Below are 20,297 nucleotides of genomic sequence, written 5' to 3' on the forward strand. Positions count from 1 at the left end.
GAGATAAGGTAAATGGCAACACTCCCTACAACAATTGATGAGATAATCGCCCAATTCGGCCCGCACAAAGCATATGCTCCCCAAGCCGGTTTTTACGGCTCTCACGAGCCTGACAGCCTGGTGAAGACCCATTGCTGTTATTGCGGCATGCAATGTGGTATTCAATTAAAAGTGAAAGAAAATAAAGTAGTTGGATTTGAACCTTGGATGGAGTTCCCGTTTAACGAAGGACGTTTGTGTCCAAAAGGGGTAGAGCGTTATCTTCAGAATAACCATCCGGATAGATTACTAGCCCCTTTAAAACGAGTGGAGGGAAAGGGCTTTCAACAGGTGTCTTGGGACTATGCGATGGATAAAACCGTGGGAGAAATCAAACGCATACAGGAAGCCTATGGTAACAACGCATTCGCTATGTTAAGCGGTGTTTCGCTGACAAACGAAAAAAGCTATATGATTGGCAAATTTGCCCGGGTAGCTCTAAAAACTGCTAATTTGGATTATAACGGTAGGCTTTGTATGGTGAGCGCGGGAGCCGGCAATAAGAAAGCGTTCGGATTGGATCGAAGCTCCAATAGCTGGGCTGACCTAGCACATGCGGAAGTTATCATTGTGGCGGGGGCCAATATCAGCGAAACCTTTCCTACATTGACCCATTATATTTGGCGTGCGCGGGGTAATGGTGCCAAATTGATCGTTGTAGATCCGCGTATTATACCCTTGGCACGTACGGCCGATTTACATTTAAATGTAATACCAGGAGGAGACTCTGCTCTTTTTGGAGCAATGCTTAAGATATTGGTTGACAATGATTGGCTCGATCACGAATTTATTGCCAATTATACAAGCGGTTTTCAGGAAGCAATAAATGCCGTAAGGGATTATGACTTGGACTGGGCGGAAAAGTATACGGGCGTAGCTAAAGAGAAAATCTTTGAAGCGGCACGCCTTTGGGGGAAGGCGAAGACTAGCTTTTTGCTTCATGCTCGCGGAATTGAACATCACACAAAGGGGGTAGATAATGTATTGAGTTGTATTAACCTGGTATTGGCAACGGGACGTATAGGTAAGCCTTATTGCGGTTATGGCACGATTACTGGCCAGGGTAACGGTCAAGGTGGACGGGAACACGGACACAAATGTGATCAGCTGCCAGGCAACCGTGATATTACCAACCCGGAACATCGTCAATACATCGCTGACGTGTGGGGAATCAGCGAACAGGAGTTGCCTGGTAAGGGGTTAACCGCCTATGAGCAAATAGAAGCTATTCATCGTGGCGAAATTAAGGGACTGATTTCTATTTGTTTTAATCCATTGGTGTCGTTGCCTAATAATAATTACGTGCGAGAAGCTTTGGAGAAACTGGAGTTCTATATGTGTATCGATAGTTTTCTGAGTGAAACAGCCCGATATGCCGATATTATTATGGCGGGGTCTCTGCATGAAGAAGAAGAAGGAACCGTTACAACTGCGGAAGGACGGGTGGTAAAGATTAATGCAGCGGTGACTCCTCCAAAAAATGCTAGAAAAGATGGCGAGATTTTAATGGAATTAGCGGGGAGACTGAATGAAGGAGATAAATTTAGTTTTGACTCCAGTGAGGCAATTTTTAATGAATTAAGATTGGCTTCAAAGGGAGGGACTGCTGACTATTTTGGCATTACTTACGAGAAAGTAGTGAATAACATGGGGGTATTTTGGCCATGCCCTTCATTAGACCATCCGGGAACACCAAGATTATGGGAAGATAGGAAATTTAAAACACCGGACGGAAAGGCCCATTTCAATGCAGTTAGTTTTAAACCGCCATCAGAAGTGATCGATACGGATTACCCGGTGGTGTTGACAACCGGTCGGGTGGTGTCGCAATACTTAAGCGGTACCTCTACTCGACGGATCGGGAAGTTGGTAGATCAATATCCCGAGCCACTTTTGGAAATACATCCCGAACTGGCGCGCCGCTATAATATTAGGAGTGGAGATATTATTCGCGTAAAAACACGAAGGGGTGAGGCCGAATTTCCGGCTCAAGTGGTAGAGACGATTCGGAAAGATACTGTATTTATTCCCTACCATTGGGGAGGCAAGCACGCTGCAAATCAGCTAACGATTGGAAATCTTGACCCCATTTCGAAGATACCGGAGTTTAAGGTTTGTGCCTGTCAGCTTATTCCAACCGGTGAGGTAGCATCTGAAAAAGTAAAAGAAACGGCTTATCAGAGTCATTTATGATGTTAACAATTAAAGGTCAATAAACTGAATATTATGCCGGAAACAAATTACAATATGGATATGGCGTTCTTTGTAGATATGCAACGCTGTATTGGCTGCCATGCTTGCGAAATGGCTTGTGCAGAATGTGAAACCAACGGACAGGAGAGTATGATTCATGTCAATTACGTCGATCGAGCAGTAAGTGTACAGACCACGGTGCAGGTTTGCATGCACTGTGAAAATCCAGCCTGCGCTAATGTTTGTCCAGCGGATGCCATTCATCAAGATGACTTTGGCGTTGTTCATTCGGCAAATACCCCAAGGTGTATCGGATGCTCGAATTGTGTACTGGCCTGTCCCTTCGGTGTTCCCAAAAAGATGGAGGAGGCTGAGTTAATGATGAAATGTAACATGTGTTATGATCGAACCAGTGCAGGTAAAAAGCCGATGTGTGCAACAGTTTGTCCTAGTCAAGCACTTTTCTATGGCACACGAGAAGAGATTGAACGGATGAGACCTAATAGTGTACCGGTGAACTCCTTTAAATTTGGAAATCAAGAAGTAACCACAAAGGTGTTCGTGATGATGCCGAAAGGAACCACTCAATTGGTAGTTAGTTGATCAAATAACTATGACGCAAAAAAACACACTTCATGACTCCGGAAATATGCCCAATTGGAAAAGGGATTTTCCAATTCAACAAAAAAAGGCGACACATGTAAGTCGTCGGGAATTCGCGAAATTTTTAGCCTTATTTTCGGGCACACTTGCTTTGGCTAATGGCATCATTGTTATACGATCTTTGCTTTTTCCGTCCAAACCCCTGGAAGGTGAGCATTTAGTTTGCCGGGAAGAAGATGTACCATTGGGGAAAATGTTTCAGTTTGAAATTGAAGGGAGCCGTGTCGTTCCCTATATACTGATTCACTTGGCAGAGGGTGAGTGGAGAGCTTTTGAGCAGAAATGCACCCATCTTACTTGTGCAGTGCGTTATAGAGACGACTTACAGAAGATCGAATGCCCCTGCCATCATGGCTTTTTCAGTGGTGATACCGGAGAAGTACTGCAAGGGCCGCCACCAAGGCCACTTCCCCAGTTAGAAGTGTTAGTGCGAGACGGAAAGGTGTATGTGAAACAAGATGCTAGTTAATTTAATAAATATGAGTGATTTTAGAACTTCACAGAACGAGGCGCATCCTAATAAAACGAACACCTTAATGCTAGGGATCATCTTACTATTGGTTCTTTTTGTAAGCATACAGATTTGGTTTCTATTCGGTGCGCTTAATAATGCGCTTCAAGATAATATCTACTTTGCCATTACCACCTTCGTTGGTTCGCTTTTGCTGGCCATAGCATCTTTCCTGCTATTGCGTTATTTACCGGATCCGTTGAAGCCGACCGATAGAAAGAAAAATAATAATTCGTAAGGAGCCGTTAAACGATGTCGCTTTGTTCCAGATCAAGTAAACGTTTCCATTCCGGGTGCCTTCTTATGAATGCAACTACTGCGGGGCATAGAGCCACTAATTTATAACCATATTGCTCTATGTAAGTGAGCGTTTTTTCTATAAGCGCTGAAGAAACGCCCTTTCCTTCCAACGCTGAAGGCACTTCAGTATGTATTAAGTAGATTTTTTTATTACGCTCCTTGTAGTCAATGAAAGCTGTTTGATTTTCTACAAGAAGTTCAAAGCGACTATTTGCTGTGTTTTTGGCCAGTTTAAGGGGGCTGAATTCTTCTTTCATTCGTTTGGGTATTACGTCGTGGACTGATTTTTGGCAAAATAACCTTTTTCCTTTCAGCCCTTGTTTTGCCTACAAATGGGCTTAGCTTCACTTAACACCACACCTTTCAACTTCCTAAACAAATCTACAATTTTGGCAATTGTTTTTATAATTATTTTCGCTCTATGGCGATAAATATTACAATCGACTGGCTTACATTCTGTAGTAAGCTATGCTACGTTCTGTCCCGCAGAAAGCGATTGTTTTGGAATGCGGCGCATTTTACCTAAGTTTGTTTGATTGACTCTTAAAACCATTTGCATGTACAAAGGATTACTCATTGCGTTGGTATCTCTTATATCACTTACCAACTTATCTGCTCAACAGCGTAGAGATTTCTCGGTTATCGCTTATTATACGGGGAATGATAAACAAATAGATCAGTTTGAGATCAACAAACTAAGTCATATTATTTTCAGCTTTTGTCATCTTAAAGACGGAGAATTGCATGTGGATAATGCAAAGGACTCTACCACGATTCAGTATCTCGTTTCTTTAAAGAAAAATCACCCTAAACTGAAAATAATGTTGTCTTTAGGGGGGTGGGGCGGCTGTGAACCGTGCTCGGAAGCTTTTTCCACGTCAAATGGGCGAACGAAATTTGCTCGTTCCGTAAAGAAAGTGAATGACTACTTTGATACAGACGGTATTGATCTTGATTGGGAGTATCCAACCATTGAAGGGCATCCCGGCCATTTATATCAAGCACAGGACAAACAAAATTTTACCGCTTTGATTCAAGAACTGCGGCAAGTATTGGGTAGCGCCAACGAATTAAGTTTTGCTGCAGGAGGTTTTCAAAAATACTTAGATGAGTCGGTAGAATGGGAAAAAATTATGCCACTGGTTGATCGGGTGAATATTATGAGCTACGATTTAGTAAATGGTTATGCAACTGTTACAGGACATCATACACCTATCTTTAGCACGCACGACAAGGAAGAATCAACCGATAGGGCCGTACAATTCTTATTGAAGAAAGGTATTCCAGCTAATAAATTGGTAATCGGAGCGGCTTTCTATACGCGTGTTTGGGAGCATGTTAATGATGTAAACAATGGACTATACCAAGCTGGAAAACATAGGAGTGGTTATGATTTTAAATCGTACGCCACGAATTTAACTACTCAGAATGGATGGGCCTATTTTTGGGATGAGAAAGCACAGGCTCCTTATTGGTATAATAAAAAACAAAAGCTATTTGCCACCGGTGATAACCTTACTTCTGTAAAAGCTAAAACCAAATACGCTTTGGACAATAAATTGGGAGGAATCATGTTTTGGGAGCTTACTTTGGATACCTTTAACGACGGCATGTTAAATGCAATCGATCAGGTCGTAAAACAATGAAGAAACTGCAATTGAGAAATGTCGATGTGGTTCGCTATGTAACGCCCTTAAGAGAGGGGGGCTCTATGCCTGCAATTGTAGAAGCGGATGACGATTTTTTATATGTATTGAAATTTAGGGGTGCCGGTCAAGGGACAAGAGCTTTAATAGCAGAACTGATTGGAAGCGAAATAGCCCGCGTACTTGGTTTGAAAGTTCCGGAATTGGTATTTGCCCATTTGGAAGCTGATTTTGGCCGCCTGGAACCAGATGAAGAAATTCAGGATTTGTTGAAATTTAGTGTAGGATTAAACCTCGGTGTGCATTATTTGTCCGGTGCTATTACCTTTGATCCGGTGATTAATACAGTAGATCCCTTGTTAGCTTCAAAAATTGTTTGGCTGGATGCTTTGTTGATGAATGTTGACCGGACTGCTAAAAATACGAATATGCTCATGTGGCATAAAGAACTATGGCTGATTGATCAGGGGGCTTCTTTATATTTCCATCATAGTTGGCATAACTGGAAGGAGCAAGCGCTAAAACCTTTCGTTCAGATTAAAGATCATGTATTGTTAAGACAGGCGACGCAGTTAAATGATGTTGATCGTTTTGCGAAGGAATTGTTGAATGAGGATTTTATACAAGAAATCGTATCGCTGATTCCAGACGACTGGTTAGGAAATGAGCCGAATTTCCAATCAACTGCAGAGCATCGTCAAGCTTATGCTTACTTTTTGAATGCACGGATAGCAAATTCTGAAATTTTTATCAATGAAGCTAATGAAGCAAGAGCGGCACGTGTTTGAGTATGCGGTGATACGCTTGGTGCCACGCGTAGAGCGCGAGGAGTTTCTGAATATTGGTGTAGTTCTCTATTGTGCTAAACATAAATTCTTGGAAATGCGGTATCATGTGGAAATTGAAAAGTGGTACATGATGGATAAACAGGTGGAAGTTGATGAGGTTATTGCTCATCTAAAATCTTTTAAGGAAATATGTATGGGTGGGCAAGCCGGAGGTACGATCGGTCGATTGGATCGACCCGATCGATTCAGATGGTTGACAGCCACTCGAAGTACCATTTTACAAACCTCAAAGGTTCACTTAGGTTTATGTGAAGATCCCGAAGCCACGTTGAGCCAGCTATTTGAGCAATTAGTACTTTAAATGCAACTGCATCTTTTTATAAGAGTTGCTAAAAATGTACCTTTGTCATCATGATCAGAATCACAAACAGCCTTATTACACCACCTTGATTCACTTCTTTAGGCTTCTAAAGGTATATGGTGCTTTCTTTTAAGAAAGCATAAGCTTCAATTCATATAATTTGTGATTTTTTCTTTTTAATTTCCTTATGTTCTTACGCTTATTCGATTTTAACCAAAAGGTTAACTATAAAAATGAAATATTGGCAGGTTTAACCGTTGCCATGACGATGATTCCCGAGTCGCTTTCTTTCGCTATTCTAGCTGGTTTTTCGCCATTAACGGGATTGTACGCGGCTTTTATTATGGGGTTTGTGACTGCTATTTTTGGGGGGAGACCCGGAATGGTATCGGGAGGAGCCGGTGCGACCGTGGTTGTATTAATCGCCCTGATGCAATCGCATGGTATGGAATATGTCTTTGCTGCGGTCGCGTTGGCAGGCGTACTGCAATTATTAGTGGGTGTTTTTAGGTTAGGGAAGTTTATACGTCTGGTGCCGCAACCGGTTATGTATGGATTTGTAAATGGCTTGGCCGTTATCATTTTTTTGGCACAGCTGGAGCAATTCAAAATAGGTGCGGGTGAAGAAAGTGCTTGGCTCGGTGGAACCGAGTTATATATTATGCTTGGATTGGTGCTACTTACCATTGCCATTGTTTGGCTCTTGCCTAAATTAACAAAGGCTGTTCCTGCATCCTTGGTTGCGATTATCGTCGTATATCTGTTGGTGTTAGGTCTTCAGATAGATACGAAAACAGTGAAGGATATCGCTTCTATCAGCGGCGGATTCCCTCCATTTCATATCCCTGCCGTGCCCATAAATTTGGAGACATTAAAAATAATCTTTCCCTACTCGTTGGTGATGGCAGGTGTTGGACTTATCGAGACCTTGCTTACTTTGAATGTGGTTGATGAAATTGTCGGAAACAGAGGGAAAGGGAATAAGGAAAGCGTCGCACAAGGTACTGCCAATGTTCTGAATGGGTTCTTCTCGGGTATGGGTGGCTGTGCAATGATTGCCCAAACCTTCGTTAATCTTTCTGCGGGTTCCCGAGCTCGCCTGTCGGGTATTATTGCATCACTTACTATTCTTGTAGTCGTCCTTTTTGGTGCCCCTGTTATCGAACGTGTACCCATGGCTGCTCTTGTGGGCGTGATGATGATGGTAGCCATCGGAACCTTTGAATGGGTAAGCCTGCGAATAGTGAATAAAATGCCGAAATCGGATATCCTGATAGGCGTATTAGTGGCTATAATTACCGTGGTACTTCACAATTTGGCTTTGGCGGTTTTAGTGGGCGTTATTATAGCTGCGTTGGTATTTGCTTGGGAAAGTGCTAAACGTATTCGGGCAAGAAAATATGTAGACGAGCAGGGGGTGAAACACTATGAATTGTATGGTCCCTTATTCTTCGGTTCTACCATGGCCTTTATGGAGAAATTCGATATAAGTAACGACCCTAAAGAAGTGATCATTGATTTTCGGGAAAGTCGCGTAGCAGATATGTCGGGTATTAATGCGCTTAATAAATTGACAGAAAAGTATAAGCTGGCAGGAAAGACGCTGCATCTTAAGCATTTGAGCGAAGATTGCAGAATGCTTTTAAAAAACGCAGCCGATGTAATTGAAGTCAATATTCTGGAAGATCCTACATACCGCGTGCCCTCTGATCAATTTTAGCTATACGAAAGTAAAACAAGAGCCGATAAAGAAACCAAAAGCGAACAGCACTGGTGGTGGTTTGCCAGCCTGTTCGTTAGCTATTTTGTAACCGATAGTTCGTGTTATAATGAAGGTGTTCGGCCTCCATCGACGGGTATATTAATTCCGGTTATATAGGAGGCTGCCGGAGAAGCAAGGAAAGCAATCGCGTGGGCAACCTCTTCGGCCACACCAAACCTCTTCATCGGAATATTTTTTAGCATCTCTTCTTCTACCTCTAAGGCAGTCTTTTGTTCTACCTTCGCACTTTCTTTTATAAGACTTGATAATCTCGCGGTTCTAGTGGCTCCCGGCAGCACGTTGTTTACCGTGATATTAAACATACCCAATTCATTCGACAAAGTTTTTGCCCAAGAAGCAACGGCTGCGCGAATGGTATTGGAAACACCTAAATTAGCAAGCGGTGCTTTAACTGAAGTGGAAATAATATTGATAATACGCCCATATTCTGTGCGCTTCATGCCTGGAACCACAGCTTGTGTTATGAGCTGGTTACAGAGGACATGCCTGTTGAATGCATCGCGAAAGTTCATTGAAGACGCCTTCAGAAGTGGGCCGGGGGGTGGCCCGCCACTATTATTAACTAGGATATTTATGTTAACTTCTTCTGTGAGACGGTCGACGGCAATTTCCACTTCTTCCAATTTGTTGAAGTCAGCCACGGCATAGCGATGTTGTTGACCGGGCTCGATTTGAAGACTCGTTAATGCGGTCTTTAATTTGACTTCATTTCTTGCAAAGAGAATGCAGCTGGCTCCCAAGCGGGCCAGAACCTGCGCTGTAGATAGGCCTATACCGTCACTACTGCCACAAATTAAAGCAGTTTTACCTTTCAACGAAATATCCATAATATCATTAGCTAAATTGGGATTGATAGCAGGGGAACATCCAATCCGGCTGCCATCATCCTTGTTTTACTCCTATGTACAATCGATGACCAAAAACCATACCGATTGGGTACCATAATTAATAAGTCGGGCTGATAATTTACGACCTCATTTCTTATTTCTTTAATGATCGTATTGGAAGCGACGTTTTTATAAAAGTATTGAATCCCGGTCATTTCATCTTTTAAGGGGTCCTTTGTGAAAGACGGATCTTCTTGTAGTTCCTCTATTTTCTCCTGTACATTAAATACTTCTATTTCCGCATTCCAAGACCGAGCGATATCCTTGATACGTTCCAATATTGTTTTATGTATGCCACGAACAACATCGCAAGCATATAAAATTCGTTTTACCGGTTTAAAGGTCACACCCTCAGGTACTGCCAGCACAGGAAATTTAAGCTTTTGAATAACATTAGTTGTCGTATTTCCTAACAGATCCTGCTCAAGCGACCGTTTGGCCATGCCCATGATAACCATTTCGGCATCATATTGCTTCATTAGGCGTTCTACCTCGTCCTCAACATTCAATAAGCTGGAGTCGACCGCTACTTCAATATCGTATCGTTTGATTAAATCGTTAGCCCTCGTTTCTAACTTAAGCTTGTTTTTATCGATCATACTTTGCACATTTTCCACAGAAAGGATGGTATTCGAAGCATGCAACGGTAATTTGAAAGCATTGAATAATACAATCTTGGCATCTATGATACTTGCCCCCGTAGCCGCATATTCAACAGCATTTTCTGCTATGTCTGAAAAGTCAGTAGCAACAATAATTGTTCTCATATATTACATTGTTTGAATGCTAAATTTACAGTTTAAACCGGTTGATGATAAGAATCTGGATGGTATTGTGTATAATATTACTTAGCCATAACAATGTTCTAACATCTAATAGATTTCTTGTGATCAAAAGTCAATTTTTACCCTTAAAATAACCGGTTATTACCCGTTTTGATCTATCCTTTCTGCTGAACTTTATTCCTGACCAATTAAAAAAAACATGAAACCACAACTTCTTAAGCTCATGAAGGGCCCTGCTCAGTCATTTAGCGTAAGACGCGATATGGAGCCTCGTAATACCAAATGGCATTATCATTCGGAGTTAGAGCTGCTACATTTCTGCAGGGGCGAGGGGACGAGCTTCATTGGCGACAGTATCCAGCGGTTTAAGTCGGGCGATATGGTGCTTGTCGGATCCGGGTTGCCGCACTATGTAAAATTCGATAATGCTTTCGAAAGTAAGATAGCTGTAGAAGGTATAGATGTGCGGGTTGCTCATTTTGAAAAGGAAATTTGGGGGAATGGATTTTTAGATCTTCCCGAAAATAAGATGCTAAAATCCATTATGGAAAAAGCAGGACGAGGGGTGACGATTCTCGGTAAACATAAAGACTATGTTGCCGAACTACTGGAAGAGATGTTGGGTGCCGATGGATCAGAAAGGATCATTATCCTGATGCAGATCTTGGTTCAAATCGCAAAATACTGCAAACTCGAACCGCTTTCATCCATTGGTTTCAATGGTATTGCCTACGAAGAGTTTAAGAACGACAGAATAAAGAAAATATACGACTATTCTTGCGCTAATTTTAAAGATAAAATTCAATTGGATGAAATTGCTGAAGTGGCTAAGATAAGCCCACATTCTTTTTGCAGGTACTTTAAAACACAAACAAGAAAAACATATTCTCAATTTTTGACTGAAATAAGAATCGGCCATGCCTGTAAACTATTAATAGAAGACAAGTTAGATATAAAGCAAGTCTGTGACGACAGCGGGTTTAATAATTTTACAAGTTTCTTTAAATGCTTCCGTAAAGTAACAGGGAAAAGTCCCTTAACCTATAAGCGTACATTTATTTCAATGCAGACTAGTTGATGCGTGCCATGTAAATGAGGCTTAATATTAAGCCAATTTCGTTCACAAAAAGGTGCTATTTTCTTCCTTTCTTGCAAAGCCAATTTTATCCTAACCAATGTAAGCCAGGATATAATCGTGTGTAATGTTTTGATTAAAAAACCTAAGGACGAAAAATGAGAATCTTTTATCTAAAAACAACTTGTTTAGTAATGATCATTGGTGCCTTGCTAAGTGCCAATGTATTGGCACGAGAAAGTACGGTTGCCAAAAAAACGGATAGACAGGAGGAGAGTGTGCGAAAAGGGAGGGTATCGGATAGTGATGGACCACTAGGGGGTGTGAGTATTAAAATAGTCGGCACAAAGAGAGGCGTTGTTACAGATGCAAACGGTATGTTTACCATTAAAGCAGCCGCCAATCAAACTTTAATGGTGTCTTATTTGGGTTATGTAACGCAAGAAATCCCGGTTCACAATGAGACCTTGTTTGAGATTACATTGGTACCGGATGCAGCTGCATTGGATGAAGTTGTCGTCGTAGGATATGGGACACAAAAAAAGGTTAATTTAACCGGCGCGGTAGCAGCAATCTCATCGGAAGAACTGACAACCCGGCAGGCACCCAATACCACCTCATTACTTCAAGGTAGGGCACCGGGAGTGCAGATAACACAGAATTCCGGACAACCAGGCGCAGAGAACGCTAATATTCAGATTCGTGGAATGGGCACGTTTAGTGGGGCTGGTAATAATCCGCTGATTCTTATCGATGGCGTAGAAGGGAACCTCAATAATTTAAATCCCAATGTAATCGAAAATATATCGGTTCTAAAAGATGCTGCGTCCGCTTCCATTTACGGATCAAGAGCGGCCAATGGAGTTATACTGGTAACCACTAAAAGTGGCAGGGCAGGCAGGTTAAATATCGATTATAGTTATAACTACAGTCGACAAAAAGCAACTTCCATGTATGATCGCGTTACGAATTCAGTTCAATTTATGGAATTGTTAAACAAGGCCATTAATCATACAGGTACAAGTAGCAATCAGCTCTATTCGGACGAGCAGATAGAGGCCTATCGACAAGGTTCGTCAATCGATCCGGACCGATATCCCAATTATGATTGGATGGATGCGGTTTTCAGAACAGCACCCATGCAACAACATTTTTTAAGTGTCAATGGAGGACAGGATGGGACAACCTATAATTTTGGATTGGGCTATCTCAGTCAGGAAGGAATGTTGATAGCAACGGGTTATAAGCGATATGATGCACAACTGAACTTTAAAACAAATTTGGGTGGTCGAGTTACCTTTGGTACCAATATTTCGCTTTCCAAAGGCGGTCGATATGAAACTGCACTCAATGGTAATTTTGATGGTAATACCACGGAAGACCAAATTTTGAGCGCATTGGCAGCAAACCCGACCTTTAAGCCTAAATTGCCGGATGGGAGTGGGCGCTATGCCTCGAAGGCTTATATCTTTGAATCGGGTAATAAAAATCCGATTGCTATTGCAGAAAACGGTGGAAAGACCACTGACAATTATTATGCTTTAGCCTCCTCTTATATTAATGTGGATATCCTCCCTGGGCTAAAGGGGGAGTTAAAGGGAGCCGTGAGGTATCAAGATGGACAATCAAAAGTGCATGTTGTTGGAATACCCGCCTATTTATATCAACCCGATGAAAATGGGGAGTACATTTATAACACCCAATATAACGGCACAGTAGGGGAGAACAACTTAACCGTTCGGGGCGAAAGAGAATTGCAGCTAACTTACTACTTGAATTTTAATTATACCAAAAGCTTTGATAACGTTCATAATATAAGTGCATTGCTCGGCTATAATCAAGAAACCTTTAAATATGATCGTTTACAGGGATTTAGAAGAAACGCGCCTACTGATAATTTGACGGAGCTGGATGCCTATTCGTCGGCTGGACAGATCGCAGAAGGGCAGGCTTATGAGTGGGCTATCAAGTCGCTGTATGGTCGATTGAATTACAATTATAAAGAGCGATACCTCTTTGAAGCAAATTTCAGATACGACGGTACCTCTAGGTTACCGACTGGACGAAGATGGGGATTTTTTCCGTCTGCATCAATCGGGTGGCGGTTGTCAGAGGAAAGCTTTTTAAAGGGTTCCGAATGGGTCAATAATCTAAAGATACGTTTTTCATGGGGACAACTCGGCAATCAAAATATCGGAAATTATCCCTATCAGGCAATTCTAAGCCCAGTTGAATATAATATAGGTGGCGCACTACAGCAGGGGATGAGCTTGGAGGATCTTAACAATACGAATCTAAAATGGGAGACCACGACGGCAACGAATATTGGGCTGGATTTTGACTTATTTAAATCAAGTGTATTTGGTTCAGTAGACTGGTATACCAAACGTACGACGGATATACTACGTACGCTACAAGTTCCAGATTTTATAGGATTGAATGGGCCAACGGTAAATCGCGGTGAAATGAAGAACAGCGGTTTGGAAGTCTTACTGGGATATCAGAACAGGCTAAATGCACTTAATTACAAAATTCAGGCAAACTTCGAAACGTATAAAAATGAATTGGTAAAATTTGGTGCACGTGAAATAGATAATGGAAGTGGATTAATACGACAAGAGGGATTGCCGTATAATTCTTACTTTATGTATGTTTTTGACGGTATCTATCAGACACAGGAAGAAATAGCGAATGGCCCAACCCCTATCAGCGCCTTGACCAAACCAGGCGATATGCGTTACAAGGATATCAGTGGTCCGGGTGGCGTACCCGACGGTAAAATTGATGCCAACGACCGCACAGTAGTAGATGGAGCTTTTCCTGACTTTAATTATGGTCTTACTTTTAGCGCCGATTATAAGAATTTCGACTTTAGTTTTTTCGTACAGGGGGTGGAAGGACGAAAAATCTATGTGAGGGAATGGGGAATCGCCCCTTTTAGGCAGTCCAGTCCGCCACCAAAATTTTGGTTGAATGCTTGGGATGGACCGGGAACATCAAACACGATCCCTCATATATTTAATGAAAATTACGCACCCAATACGCAAGTTTCTACCTGGTGGTTGCAAGACGCGTCTTACTTAAGAATAAAGAATATACAGGTAGGATACACCTTGCCCAACCAGTTGGTAAACAAAATTGGTTTCCAACGGCTACGCATCTATCTTTCGGGGGATAATCTGTTTACGTTTACGAAATTTTTTGATGGAGGCGATCCCGAACGGTTGGCGGCCAATTCGCGGATGGCTATTTACCCGCAGGCAAAGATTTATACCATGGGAATTAAGGCTATTTTATAAAAAATATCGAAGATGAAAGCTAACAAAACAATATATGGGTTATTGGTACTCACGAATATACTGATATCGTGCTCCAGTGTATTAGACAAAGATCCACTCACCAACCCAAGTACTACTAATTATTGGAATACGGCGATAGAAGCACAAAAAGCATTGATCGCCTGTTATGCAAAGCTTAAGGAACCGCTGTATTCCGGTGGCCCGAATCAGAGCGGAAATAGTTTATACTGGGAAGCCCTTTCAGATAATGCGCTGAATACGTCCGGATGGGAAGGTTTTGACGTTATTATGCGGGGCGACTTTGATCCCAGCACAACAGCAGGTGTAGTAACCAAGACGTGGCAGTTTGCTTTTCAGGGAATTGCGAACTGTAATTACTTTTTGGCGAATGTAGACAGAGTAAGCGCTTTGTCCGAGGCTGAAAATAAGCGCATGAAAGGCGAGGCATCGTTTTTAAGGGCCTACTATTACAATGATCTTGTTCAACTGTTCGGAGACGTGCCGCTAAATCTAAAACCGGAGGCATTAGATGGAGATTTTCAACGCCGGCCACGTACGACGAAGGCAACGGTAGTAGCGCAAATATTGCAGGATCTGGATTTTGCAATTGCTAATCTGCCTCAGATGGCCTATAGTGACGGCCGGGCCGTTAAAGGTTCTGCAATTGGATTGAAGACGCGTGTTTTACTCAATAACAAAAGATATCGGGAAGCAGCGGAGACCGCTTGGAGCTTAATAGGCGATGCAAGCAACCCGTTTAGTTTGCATCCAAACTATGCCGGGATTTTCTTTGGTGAACAAAATAATAATAAAGAGATCATGTTTTCGGTTTTATTTGCGGCACCTACCGATTATCATTCCATGGATCAGGTAATTGGCGGACGGATGTCTGTATTTCCTACAACAGATTTGAAAGACGCTTATGAATCCAATGATCCGCGAAGAAAAATGACCATCTTTGAGGAAGGGGACCCTTGGGCGTATAATCCAAAAGGATTTATGCAAGCGGGAAGTACGGCTGAAGGGCAGATTCCATTTAATAGTATGGCTTTTAAAAAATATGTGGATACCGCTGTAAATAATGCTTCCGGAGCAACCTTGAGTGATCAGCATTTTGTTAAAATTCGCTATGCCGACCTCTTGCTGATGTATGCAGAAGCTATGTTTGAAAGTGGACAAGGTACTGACCCACGAGCATTAAAAGCGTTAAATGATGTTAGGACTAGACCCGGTGTTAACATGGCGCCTCAAACAATGTTAACGCAAGCAGTTATCAGAAATGAGAGAAGGGTAGAACTGGCTTTCGAAGGCTTGCGATACAACGATTTAATTAGATGGGGAATAGCGCATGAAGTAATTCCGCAGATTACCTACGATAAACAGGGAAATAAGCGTCGTTTTAAGGCTTACCTCTTTCCAATTCCGCTTGCGGAAATGGATAGAATGAACGGCGTTTGGCAACAAAACGAAGGTTATTAATTTATCTTTATACGAATGGAGTGTAATGGCTTACCATGAAATCGGTACGCCATTACACTATTAGCAGCTAATCCCTCAAAAAAGCAGCTGCACACCATAATATAGGTGCTTGTCCGTGCATATCTCCTGTAATTCGCTTTCTATCTAAGTAGTATTGACGATTATTTTTCTTGTTTGTACCTTCGCAAACGTTCTGAATGTCATCGTTGTCATCGATGTAACTGATAAGTGCTAACCATGCTTTACGCGCCGCAGGGCCATAGATGGTTTTATCCAACCAGCCGTTTTTTACACCCGTTATCATCGCATAAGCAAACATACCTGTTGAAGAAGTTTCCGGCCAGGATGCGTCATCGTTAATTAATTGTCGCCAGGTACCTTCTTCACTTTGATGTTTTAGTAAAGAACTCATCATCAATTGATAACCTTCCATGATTCTCTTATAGTAAGGGTTCTTTTTCGGTAAGGAGCGTAGCAGTTCAGCCATCCCTGCGGCCATCCAACCATTTCCCCGACCCCAAAAAAAGGGCACGTCAGGAGCGTGATAGAAGAGTCCGTTCGGTTTTTGAAGCTCATCTAAATAAAAAACCATTTCTTTCGCCGCTCGATTAATGTACGTTTCGTTTGCTGTAACGCGGTAAGCCTGTGCCTGGAGGGCTGTAATCATGTACATATCATCAATCCACAGCCGGGTTTGCCAGGTTAATCCCATCTCATAAAATTTATGCGATTCCGGTGTAACCCTCGGTCCTTCAGGGGGCCCCCATTGCTTATCGGCAATCCGGATACCTAAATCGTAATAACGTTGTTGGTCTGTAAGACGATAAAGCTCTAACGGAACGGAGCCGAATACCGCATAGTCTACATGATCAGGAACAGGAATCATAGACGTTTTAGAAGAGAAAAGCGGTTCGAACCTTTCTGCTAAGGCTTTTATCAGTTTCTCATCACCGCTTTCCCCTGCAAACATTAATGCCCCGTACCAAGTACAGCTTTCCGGGTAGGTAATTACTTTTGGGGGCGTATCTTTTCCAAAGTTTGGATGAGGTGTCTCGATAAAATGCCAAGCAATCTTGCGACCTATTTCTTCCGGTGATTTCTTCAAAGGCCATTGGTCTAAATCTGTCTGGGCATAAGCGACGTTTAAATAGGTCGTAGTTACAAGAATTAGTGCAGTTATTTTCTTCATATGGATTGTTTTTGGTTAACATCTTTTGAATGGACTATAAAGCCCCTCTCATTTTGGATGATAACTGCAAGAAAGTAAATTTAAGCTGATGATTTGTATACAAAATTGGCCAAGCTATCAACTATTTTGGCGCAGCAAAAAGCACGTGGTTTTATGTTTTATTGTAACATAATTGTTGTATTTTTAATCAGAATTTCAAAGATATTATTTACCAATTATAAATATCGTTATGAAAGTTATCAAGGGTTTATTACTTATTGTACTGGTGCTCATAGGTATTGCACTCATTACAGCTTTGTTTGTTAAAAAGGAATATTCAGTAGAAAGGGAAGTAGTCATTAACAAACCGAAACAAGAAGTTTTCGAATATATAAAGTATTTGAAAAATCAGGACAATTATAGTAAATGGAATCAACTGGATCCGGGGATGAAGAAAAGTTATCACGGAACAGACGGTACACCTGGGTTTATCTATAGTTGGGAAAGCGAACAAGACAATGTCGGTAGGGGGGAGCAGGAAATCAAAAACATAGTAAAAGGTGAACGAATTGATTTTGAAGTGCGGTTTAAAGAACCATTCGAATCAACTTCACCTGTTTATATGACTACGGAACAGGTAAGCGATGGACAAACGAAAGTCAAGTGGGGTATGAAAGGAAAGATGCCCTATCCAATGAATCTTATGTGTCTGTTCATGGATATGGAAACAATAATTGGGAATGATTTGGAAACAGGACTAAGCAACTTAAAACAGGTACTTGAGCAGTAGTTTTACATGTCTGCTTTAAATTCGTTTTCGCAAGCCTTGCACTTATAAACATTTCTGTAGTATATTGGAAAGACGCCCATTAGGAAAGATAATATGGCGGACAGAAACCCTTTGGCTCCCTTCATGGATTTATAATTGGCGTATAATTCAACTGAGCCACACTGTGGGCAAACAAGCTGCCTGTTGTTTTCGGTTAATAAAGGCCTGTTGTCAATTTCCTTGATAATTGAAGAAGCTGCCTCTGCGTCGGAAGCATGGATAACGAGCTTTATTCCTCCAACAGCATAGTTATATAAGGGGTTGAGCGAAACAATATGCTCATCCTGAAGGAAACAAGGAATGCCCTCACTTTCAAGCTTTGTTTTGAGTAAATGAGCTTCTACAGGATTGTCGAAAACTTTCACTGTTACAAAATCCATCTTTAAAGATACGAAAAAGCGAATTGATTTTAGGAATTTGTTATGTTGTTTGAGCAATTTATTGTGGGTGATGCATTTAACTGAAGTGGAAGCTCACCGCCTTTATAGAATTCTGTAAAGGAATACGACGAATAGCATGACGTTTATGAAAGCCCTAAAATCCAGGAATTGGCATCCAATGAGTGGGCTTAAAAAGATGGGTGGCTTTAGCATGCAATGGACGAAATAGGCCGTTCTTAACATGTACCCCGTGTAAGATGGGGGAGGACACGGACGTGCGTTCCGTGTTTTCGAATTTGGTGAATAGACATTCCTGCATTTCGTCGGGAATCTGTTTGCTAAGGGATATCCATGGCTTTGCTATTTCTTTAGATGCTGCATCTCGTTTGTCAAGAAAAATGTACCGGGTTCTATACGGTAAAGAAGGGGGGAGGAAGGGGTTGAATGCGTCGACATTTACCCATTCAGTATTTAATTCCGCTTGAAGGACTTTTATAACCTGATCTGAAGCCACTATATCACCCTCATCTAGCGTTAAGTTACCGATATATAGGTGATGTTGATCAACGAGATCGGCCCGACGGAGATAGGTCCCCTCCGTTTTCTTTACAACGATATAAGTAAGATTTTCATTCACAATGTGATATAAATATGCTAATTATTTCTTACATAGGTAACGATTGAAGTGAAATATTTGTTGTGACTAAATTCATCTAAATCCGGTAATGCTAAGGGGCCGGAAATGATGGTTAAGACATCATTTCCCTTAAATTCCAAGGTCATTTCCGCTTCTTTGTCAATATTTTCTATTTTCGTTATAAGTTTGTTGTCTACTATCTGATACTGGCCTTTTTGATCTTCAAGTCTTACCACGGTGATAGAATCAGCGTCTGTTGTTGCATATTTGCCGGACGACTTAAAACTTCCATCGGCATGGAATTCCATCATGCTACCATTATATTCGTCGGAGGCATGTATATATGATTCTTTCATATCTCCATCTTCATACAACTGGGTAATCGTATTGGTACTTCTCCAAGAACCAAGTATTTTCTGTTGCACCGTATTATCCTTCTTTCTACAAGAGGTGATAAGAATGATAATAAGTACTAAAGTATAGAATGTTTTATATGATATTGCTTTATGCATTTCAAATTGCATATTAATAGGTTGTAGGCCAAGAATAAATCGCTTGTTCTGAAGAGAACAGTAAAAATCGGAGAGTCGACTACAATCGTTTATTATAAAACGGTTTTTGAAATGCCTTCGGGCGGAACTGTGTAAATATCTCTTGAAGCATGAAAAAAGTGCAATTAATTGCGATAAAGATACACAAAGTTGTTAATTGAAAATCTAATTTTTTTGCAAATTTTTATAAAAATGTGAAGCGCTCTTTTCCTTTTCACTGACTGGTTTCAGCAAGCTCCCATTTACCCTTGCGTCACTTTACCCCTACATTGAATGGAGTCTTTCAACGAGAAAAGGTACGTTTGCCGGTATTGCTCGAATTGCGTGGCAATTCGGAACATGGTGATGTGTAGCTAACGGCTATGCAACCGTAAGGTTTCTCGCAAAGGATACTCTTTAAGGGTACCTAAATGACCATCTAAAAGGGTTATCGAACGGATAGCGATTATTGTGTCTTTGTCATATATAGTAATACAATCAGCTTCCAATTTGCGATTGATCTCAACATGATGGTATCGGTAAACTTCATTGTTATTTTTGATGTGTGAAAAAAACAAGGGGATCGGTATATTGAAATTACCGGTGTTTACCTTGATCACCAATAAACCATTTAATTGCGGCAAGTGCTCATTGTTCGATTGTCGTATCACCTGTTCTGTACTAAGGTCATACAATAAGACAGACTGTATATCATTTTTGGAAGTGAAAATGAAGCCGGTATGGATTACCATGGAACTTATTTTTTGTTCGAAATGCTTGGCTTCCAGTGAATGGTTTATAATGTGTCGAATCTCGTTACGATTTTTGCTATACAAGGCTTCGGCAACCTCCTGATATTTCATGAGTATAGTTATTAACTATGTTGATTTAGACTTTCCGTTGATTTATTTACACCGTATTTTAAGTGTAGCAAATCTCGATAA

General features: G+C 41.3%; 20 protein-coding genes. 12 read left to right on the top strand and 8 right to left on the bottom strand.

Features of this window, described 5'->3' with window-relative positions; translation table 11 throughout:
* The first annotated feature begins 12 nt into the window (after positions 1–12).
* The 4 genes from E0E36_RS18170 (at position 13) to E0E36_RS18185 (ending at position 3,644) form a co-directional block, all read left to right on the top strand.
* Complete coding sequence (locus E0E36_RS18170; protein WP_130857197.1) at positions 13–2,232, top strand: molybdopterin oxidoreductase family protein; 2,220 nt, start codon at positions 13–15, stop codon at positions 2,230–2,232.
* Positions 2,233–2,343: 111 nt separating this feature from the next.
* Positions 2,344–2,835, top strand: coding sequence for a 4Fe-4S dicluster domain-containing protein (locus E0E36_RS18175; protein ID WP_242627302.1), 492 nt, complete (start codon positions 2,344–2,346; stop codon positions 2,833–2,835).
* Between the two features lie 10 nt (positions 2,836–2,845).
* On the top strand, positions 2,846–3,364 hold the full coding sequence (locus tag E0E36_RS18180) for a QcrA and Rieske domain-containing protein (protein ID WP_130857199.1): 519 nt from the start codon (positions 2,846–2,848) through the stop codon (positions 3,362–3,364).
* A gap of 10 nt (positions 3,365–3,374) precedes the next feature.
* Complete coding sequence (locus E0E36_RS18185; RefSeq protein WP_130857200.1) at positions 3,375–3,644, top strand: hypothetical protein; 270 nt, start codon at positions 3,375–3,377, stop codon at positions 3,642–3,644.
* Positions 3,645–3,651: 7 nt separating this feature from the next.
* Here the strand turns inward: E0E36_RS18185 and E0E36_RS18190 are convergent, their stop codons facing one another.
* A complete protein-coding gene (locus E0E36_RS18190; RefSeq protein WP_013665967.1) occupies positions 3,652–3,963 on the bottom strand; it encodes a GNAT family N-acetyltransferase in 312 nt (103 codons plus the stop codon).
* A 300-nt stretch (positions 3,964–4,263) separates the two neighbouring features.
* On the opposite strand from E0E36_RS18190, the gene E0E36_RS18195 reads away from it, so the two are divergent.
* The 4 genes from E0E36_RS18195 (at position 4,264) to E0E36_RS18210 (ending at position 8,221) form a co-directional block, all read left to right on the top strand.
* Entirely contained in the window at positions 4,264–5,352 is a 1,089-nt protein-coding gene (locus E0E36_RS18195) for a glycoside hydrolase family 18 protein (RefSeq protein ID WP_130857201.1), read from the top strand.
* Positions 5,349–6,140, top strand: coding sequence for a HipA family kinase (locus E0E36_RS18200; protein WP_013665969.1), 792 nt, complete (start codon positions 5,349–5,351; stop codon positions 6,138–6,140). Before E0E36_RS18195 ends, E0E36_RS18200 begins: the two co-directional genes overlap by 4 nt.
* On the top strand, positions 6,106–6,501 hold the full coding sequence (locus E0E36_RS18205) for a DUF3037 domain-containing protein (protein WP_130857202.1): 396 nt from the start codon (positions 6,106–6,108) through the stop codon (positions 6,499–6,501). Before E0E36_RS18200 ends, E0E36_RS18205 begins: the two co-directional genes overlap by 35 nt.
* Before the next feature lie 187 nt (positions 6,502–6,688).
* Positions 6,689–8,221, top strand: coding sequence for a SulP family inorganic anion transporter (locus tag E0E36_RS18210; protein ID WP_130857203.1), 1,533 nt, complete (start codon positions 6,689–6,691; stop codon positions 8,219–8,221).
* 104 nt (positions 8,222–8,325) lie between these two features.
* Here the strand turns inward: E0E36_RS18210 and E0E36_RS18215 are convergent, their stop codons facing one another.
* Positions 8,326–9,111: an SDR family oxidoreductase gene (locus E0E36_RS18215; protein WP_130857204.1), complete on the bottom strand. Its 786-nt coding sequence runs from the start codon at positions 9,109–9,111 to the stop codon at positions 8,326–8,328.
* A gap of 11 nt (positions 9,112–9,122) precedes the next feature.
* A complete protein-coding gene (locus tag E0E36_RS18220; protein ID WP_130857205.1) occupies positions 9,123–9,938 on the bottom strand; it encodes a universal stress protein in 816 nt (271 codons plus the stop codon).
* A gap of 217 nt (positions 9,939–10,155) precedes the next feature.
* Here E0E36_RS18220 and E0E36_RS18225 point away from each other — a divergent pair, with 217 nt between their 5' ends.
* The 3 genes from E0E36_RS18225 (at position 10,156) to E0E36_RS18235 (ending at position 15,809) form a co-directional block, all read left to right on the top strand.
* A complete protein-coding gene (locus tag E0E36_RS18225; RefSeq protein WP_130857206.1) occupies positions 10,156–11,034 on the top strand; it encodes an AraC family transcriptional regulator in 879 nt (292 codons plus the stop codon).
* Between the two features lie 155 nt (positions 11,035–11,189).
* On the top strand, positions 11,190–14,330 hold the full coding sequence (locus tag E0E36_RS18230; RefSeq protein ID WP_130857207.1) for a SusC/RagA family TonB-linked outer membrane protein: 3,141 nt from the start codon (positions 11,190–11,192) through the stop codon (positions 14,328–14,330).
* A gap of 12 nt (positions 14,331–14,342) precedes the next feature.
* Positions 14,343–15,809, top strand: a complete 1,467-nt coding sequence (locus E0E36_RS18235; RefSeq protein ID WP_130857208.1) for a RagB/SusD family nutrient uptake outer membrane protein — start codon at positions 14,343–14,345, stop codon at positions 15,807–15,809.
* Positions 15,810–15,876: 67 nt separating this feature from the next.
* Here the strand turns inward: E0E36_RS18235 and E0E36_RS18240 are convergent, their stop codons facing one another.
* Positions 15,877–16,998, bottom strand: coding sequence for a glycoside hydrolase family 88/105 protein (locus E0E36_RS18240; RefSeq protein WP_130857209.1), 1,122 nt, complete (start codon positions 16,996–16,998; stop codon positions 15,877–15,879).
* Between the two features lie 229 nt (positions 16,999–17,227).
* Here E0E36_RS18240 and E0E36_RS18245 point away from each other — a divergent pair, with 229 nt between their 5' ends.
* Positions 17,228–17,767, top strand: a complete 540-nt coding sequence (locus E0E36_RS18245; protein ID WP_130857210.1) for an SRPBCC family protein — start codon at positions 17,228–17,230, stop codon at positions 17,765–17,767.
* Between the two features lie 2 nt (positions 17,768–17,769).
* Here E0E36_RS18245 and E0E36_RS18250 read toward each other — a convergent pair whose 3' ends face one another.
* The 4 genes from E0E36_RS18250 to E0E36_RS18265 all read right to left on the bottom strand — a co-directional run bounded on the left by E0E36_RS18250 (position 17,770) and on the right by E0E36_RS18265 (position 20,216).
* Positions 17,770–18,186: a putative signal transducing protein gene (locus E0E36_RS18250; protein ID WP_130857211.1), complete on the bottom strand. Its 417-nt coding sequence runs from the start codon at positions 18,184–18,186 to the stop codon at positions 17,770–17,772.
* 154 nt (positions 18,187–18,340) lie between these two features.
* Positions 18,341–18,823 carry a DUF551 domain-containing protein gene (locus tag E0E36_RS18255; RefSeq protein WP_130857212.1) on the bottom strand — a complete coding sequence of 161 codons (483 nt, stop codon included), beginning with the start codon at positions 18,821–18,823 and terminating at the stop codon, positions 18,341–18,343.
* A gap of 17 nt (positions 18,824–18,840) precedes the next feature.
* Complete coding sequence (locus tag E0E36_RS18260; RefSeq protein ID WP_130857213.1) at positions 18,841–19,335, bottom strand: hypothetical protein; 495 nt, start codon at positions 19,333–19,335, stop codon at positions 18,841–18,843.
* Positions 19,336–19,727: 392 nt separating this feature from the next.
* Positions 19,728–20,216, bottom strand: coding sequence for a hypothetical protein (locus E0E36_RS18265; RefSeq protein ID WP_130857214.1), 489 nt, complete (start codon positions 20,214–20,216; stop codon positions 19,728–19,730).
* Positions 20,217–20,297 lie beyond the last annotated feature (81 nt).

Origin of the sequence: Olivibacter jilunii (genome assembly GCF_900607235.1) — a bacterium.
Classification (GTDB): Bacteria; Bacteroidota; Bacteroidia; order Sphingobacteriales; family Sphingobacteriaceae; genus Olivibacter; species Olivibacter oleidegradans.

Excerpts from the sequence above, each read along its gene's own strand:
- E0E36_RS18170 (WP_130857197.1), top strand. The coding sequence starts at position 13 with ATGGCAACACTCCCTACAACAATTGATGAGATAATCGCCCAATTCGGC.
- E0E36_RS18175 (WP_242627302.1), top strand. The coding sequence starts at position 2,344 with ATGGCTTGTGCAGAATGTGAAACCAACGGACAGGAGAGTATGATTCAT.
- E0E36_RS18180 (WP_130857199.1), top strand. The coding sequence starts at position 2,846 with ATGACGCAAAAAAACACACTTCATGACTCCGGAAATATGCCCAATTGG.
- E0E36_RS18185 (WP_130857200.1), top strand. The coding sequence starts at position 3,375 with ATGAGTGATTTTAGAACTTCACAGAACGAGGCGCATCCTAATAAAACG.
- E0E36_RS18190 (WP_013665967.1), bottom strand. The coding sequence starts at position 3,963 with ATGAAAGAAGAATTCAGCCCCCTTAAACTGGCCAAAAACACAGCAAAT.
- E0E36_RS18195 (WP_130857201.1), top strand. The coding sequence starts at position 4,264 with ATGTACAAAGGATTACTCATTGCGTTGGTATCTCTTATATCACTTACC.
- E0E36_RS18200 (WP_013665969.1), top strand. The coding sequence starts at position 5,349 with ATGAAGAAACTGCAATTGAGAAATGTCGATGTGGTTCGCTATGTAACG.
- E0E36_RS18205 (WP_130857202.1), top strand. The coding sequence starts at position 6,106 with ATGAAGCTAATGAAGCAAGAGCGGCACGTGTTTGAGTATGCGGTGATA.
- E0E36_RS18210 (WP_130857203.1), top strand. The coding sequence starts at position 6,689 with ATGTTCTTACGCTTATTCGATTTTAACCAAAAGGTTAACTATAAAAAT.
- E0E36_RS18215 (WP_130857204.1), bottom strand. The coding sequence starts at position 9,111 with ATGGATATTTCGTTGAAAGGTAAAACTGCTTTAATTTGTGGCAGTAGT.
- E0E36_RS18220 (WP_130857205.1), bottom strand. The coding sequence starts at position 9,938 with ATGAGAACAATTATTGTTGCTACTGACTTTTCAGACATAGCAGAAAAT.
- E0E36_RS18225 (WP_130857206.1), top strand. The coding sequence starts at position 10,156 with ATGAAACCACAACTTCTTAAGCTCATGAAGGGCCCTGCTCAGTCATTT.
- E0E36_RS18230 (WP_130857207.1), top strand. The coding sequence starts at position 11,190 with ATGAGAATCTTTTATCTAAAAACAACTTGTTTAGTAATGATCATTGGT.
- E0E36_RS18235 (WP_130857208.1), top strand. The coding sequence starts at position 14,343 with ATGAAAGCTAACAAAACAATATATGGGTTATTGGTACTCACGAATATA.
- E0E36_RS18240 (WP_130857209.1), bottom strand. The coding sequence starts at position 16,998 with ATGAAGAAAATAACTGCACTAATTCTTGTAACTACGACCTATTTAAAC.
- E0E36_RS18245 (WP_130857210.1), top strand. The coding sequence starts at position 17,228 with ATGAAAGTTATCAAGGGTTTATTACTTATTGTACTGGTGCTCATAGGT.
- E0E36_RS18250 (WP_130857211.1), bottom strand. The coding sequence starts at position 18,186 with ATGGATTTTGTAACAGTGAAAGTTTTCGACAATCCTGTAGAAGCTCAT.
- E0E36_RS18260 (WP_130857213.1), bottom strand. The coding sequence starts at position 19,335 with ATGCATAAAGCAATATCATATAAAACATTCTATACTTTAGTACTTATT.
- E0E36_RS18265 (WP_130857214.1), bottom strand. The coding sequence starts at position 20,216 with ATGAAATATCAGGAGGTTGCCGAAGCCTTGTATAGCAAAAATCGTAAC.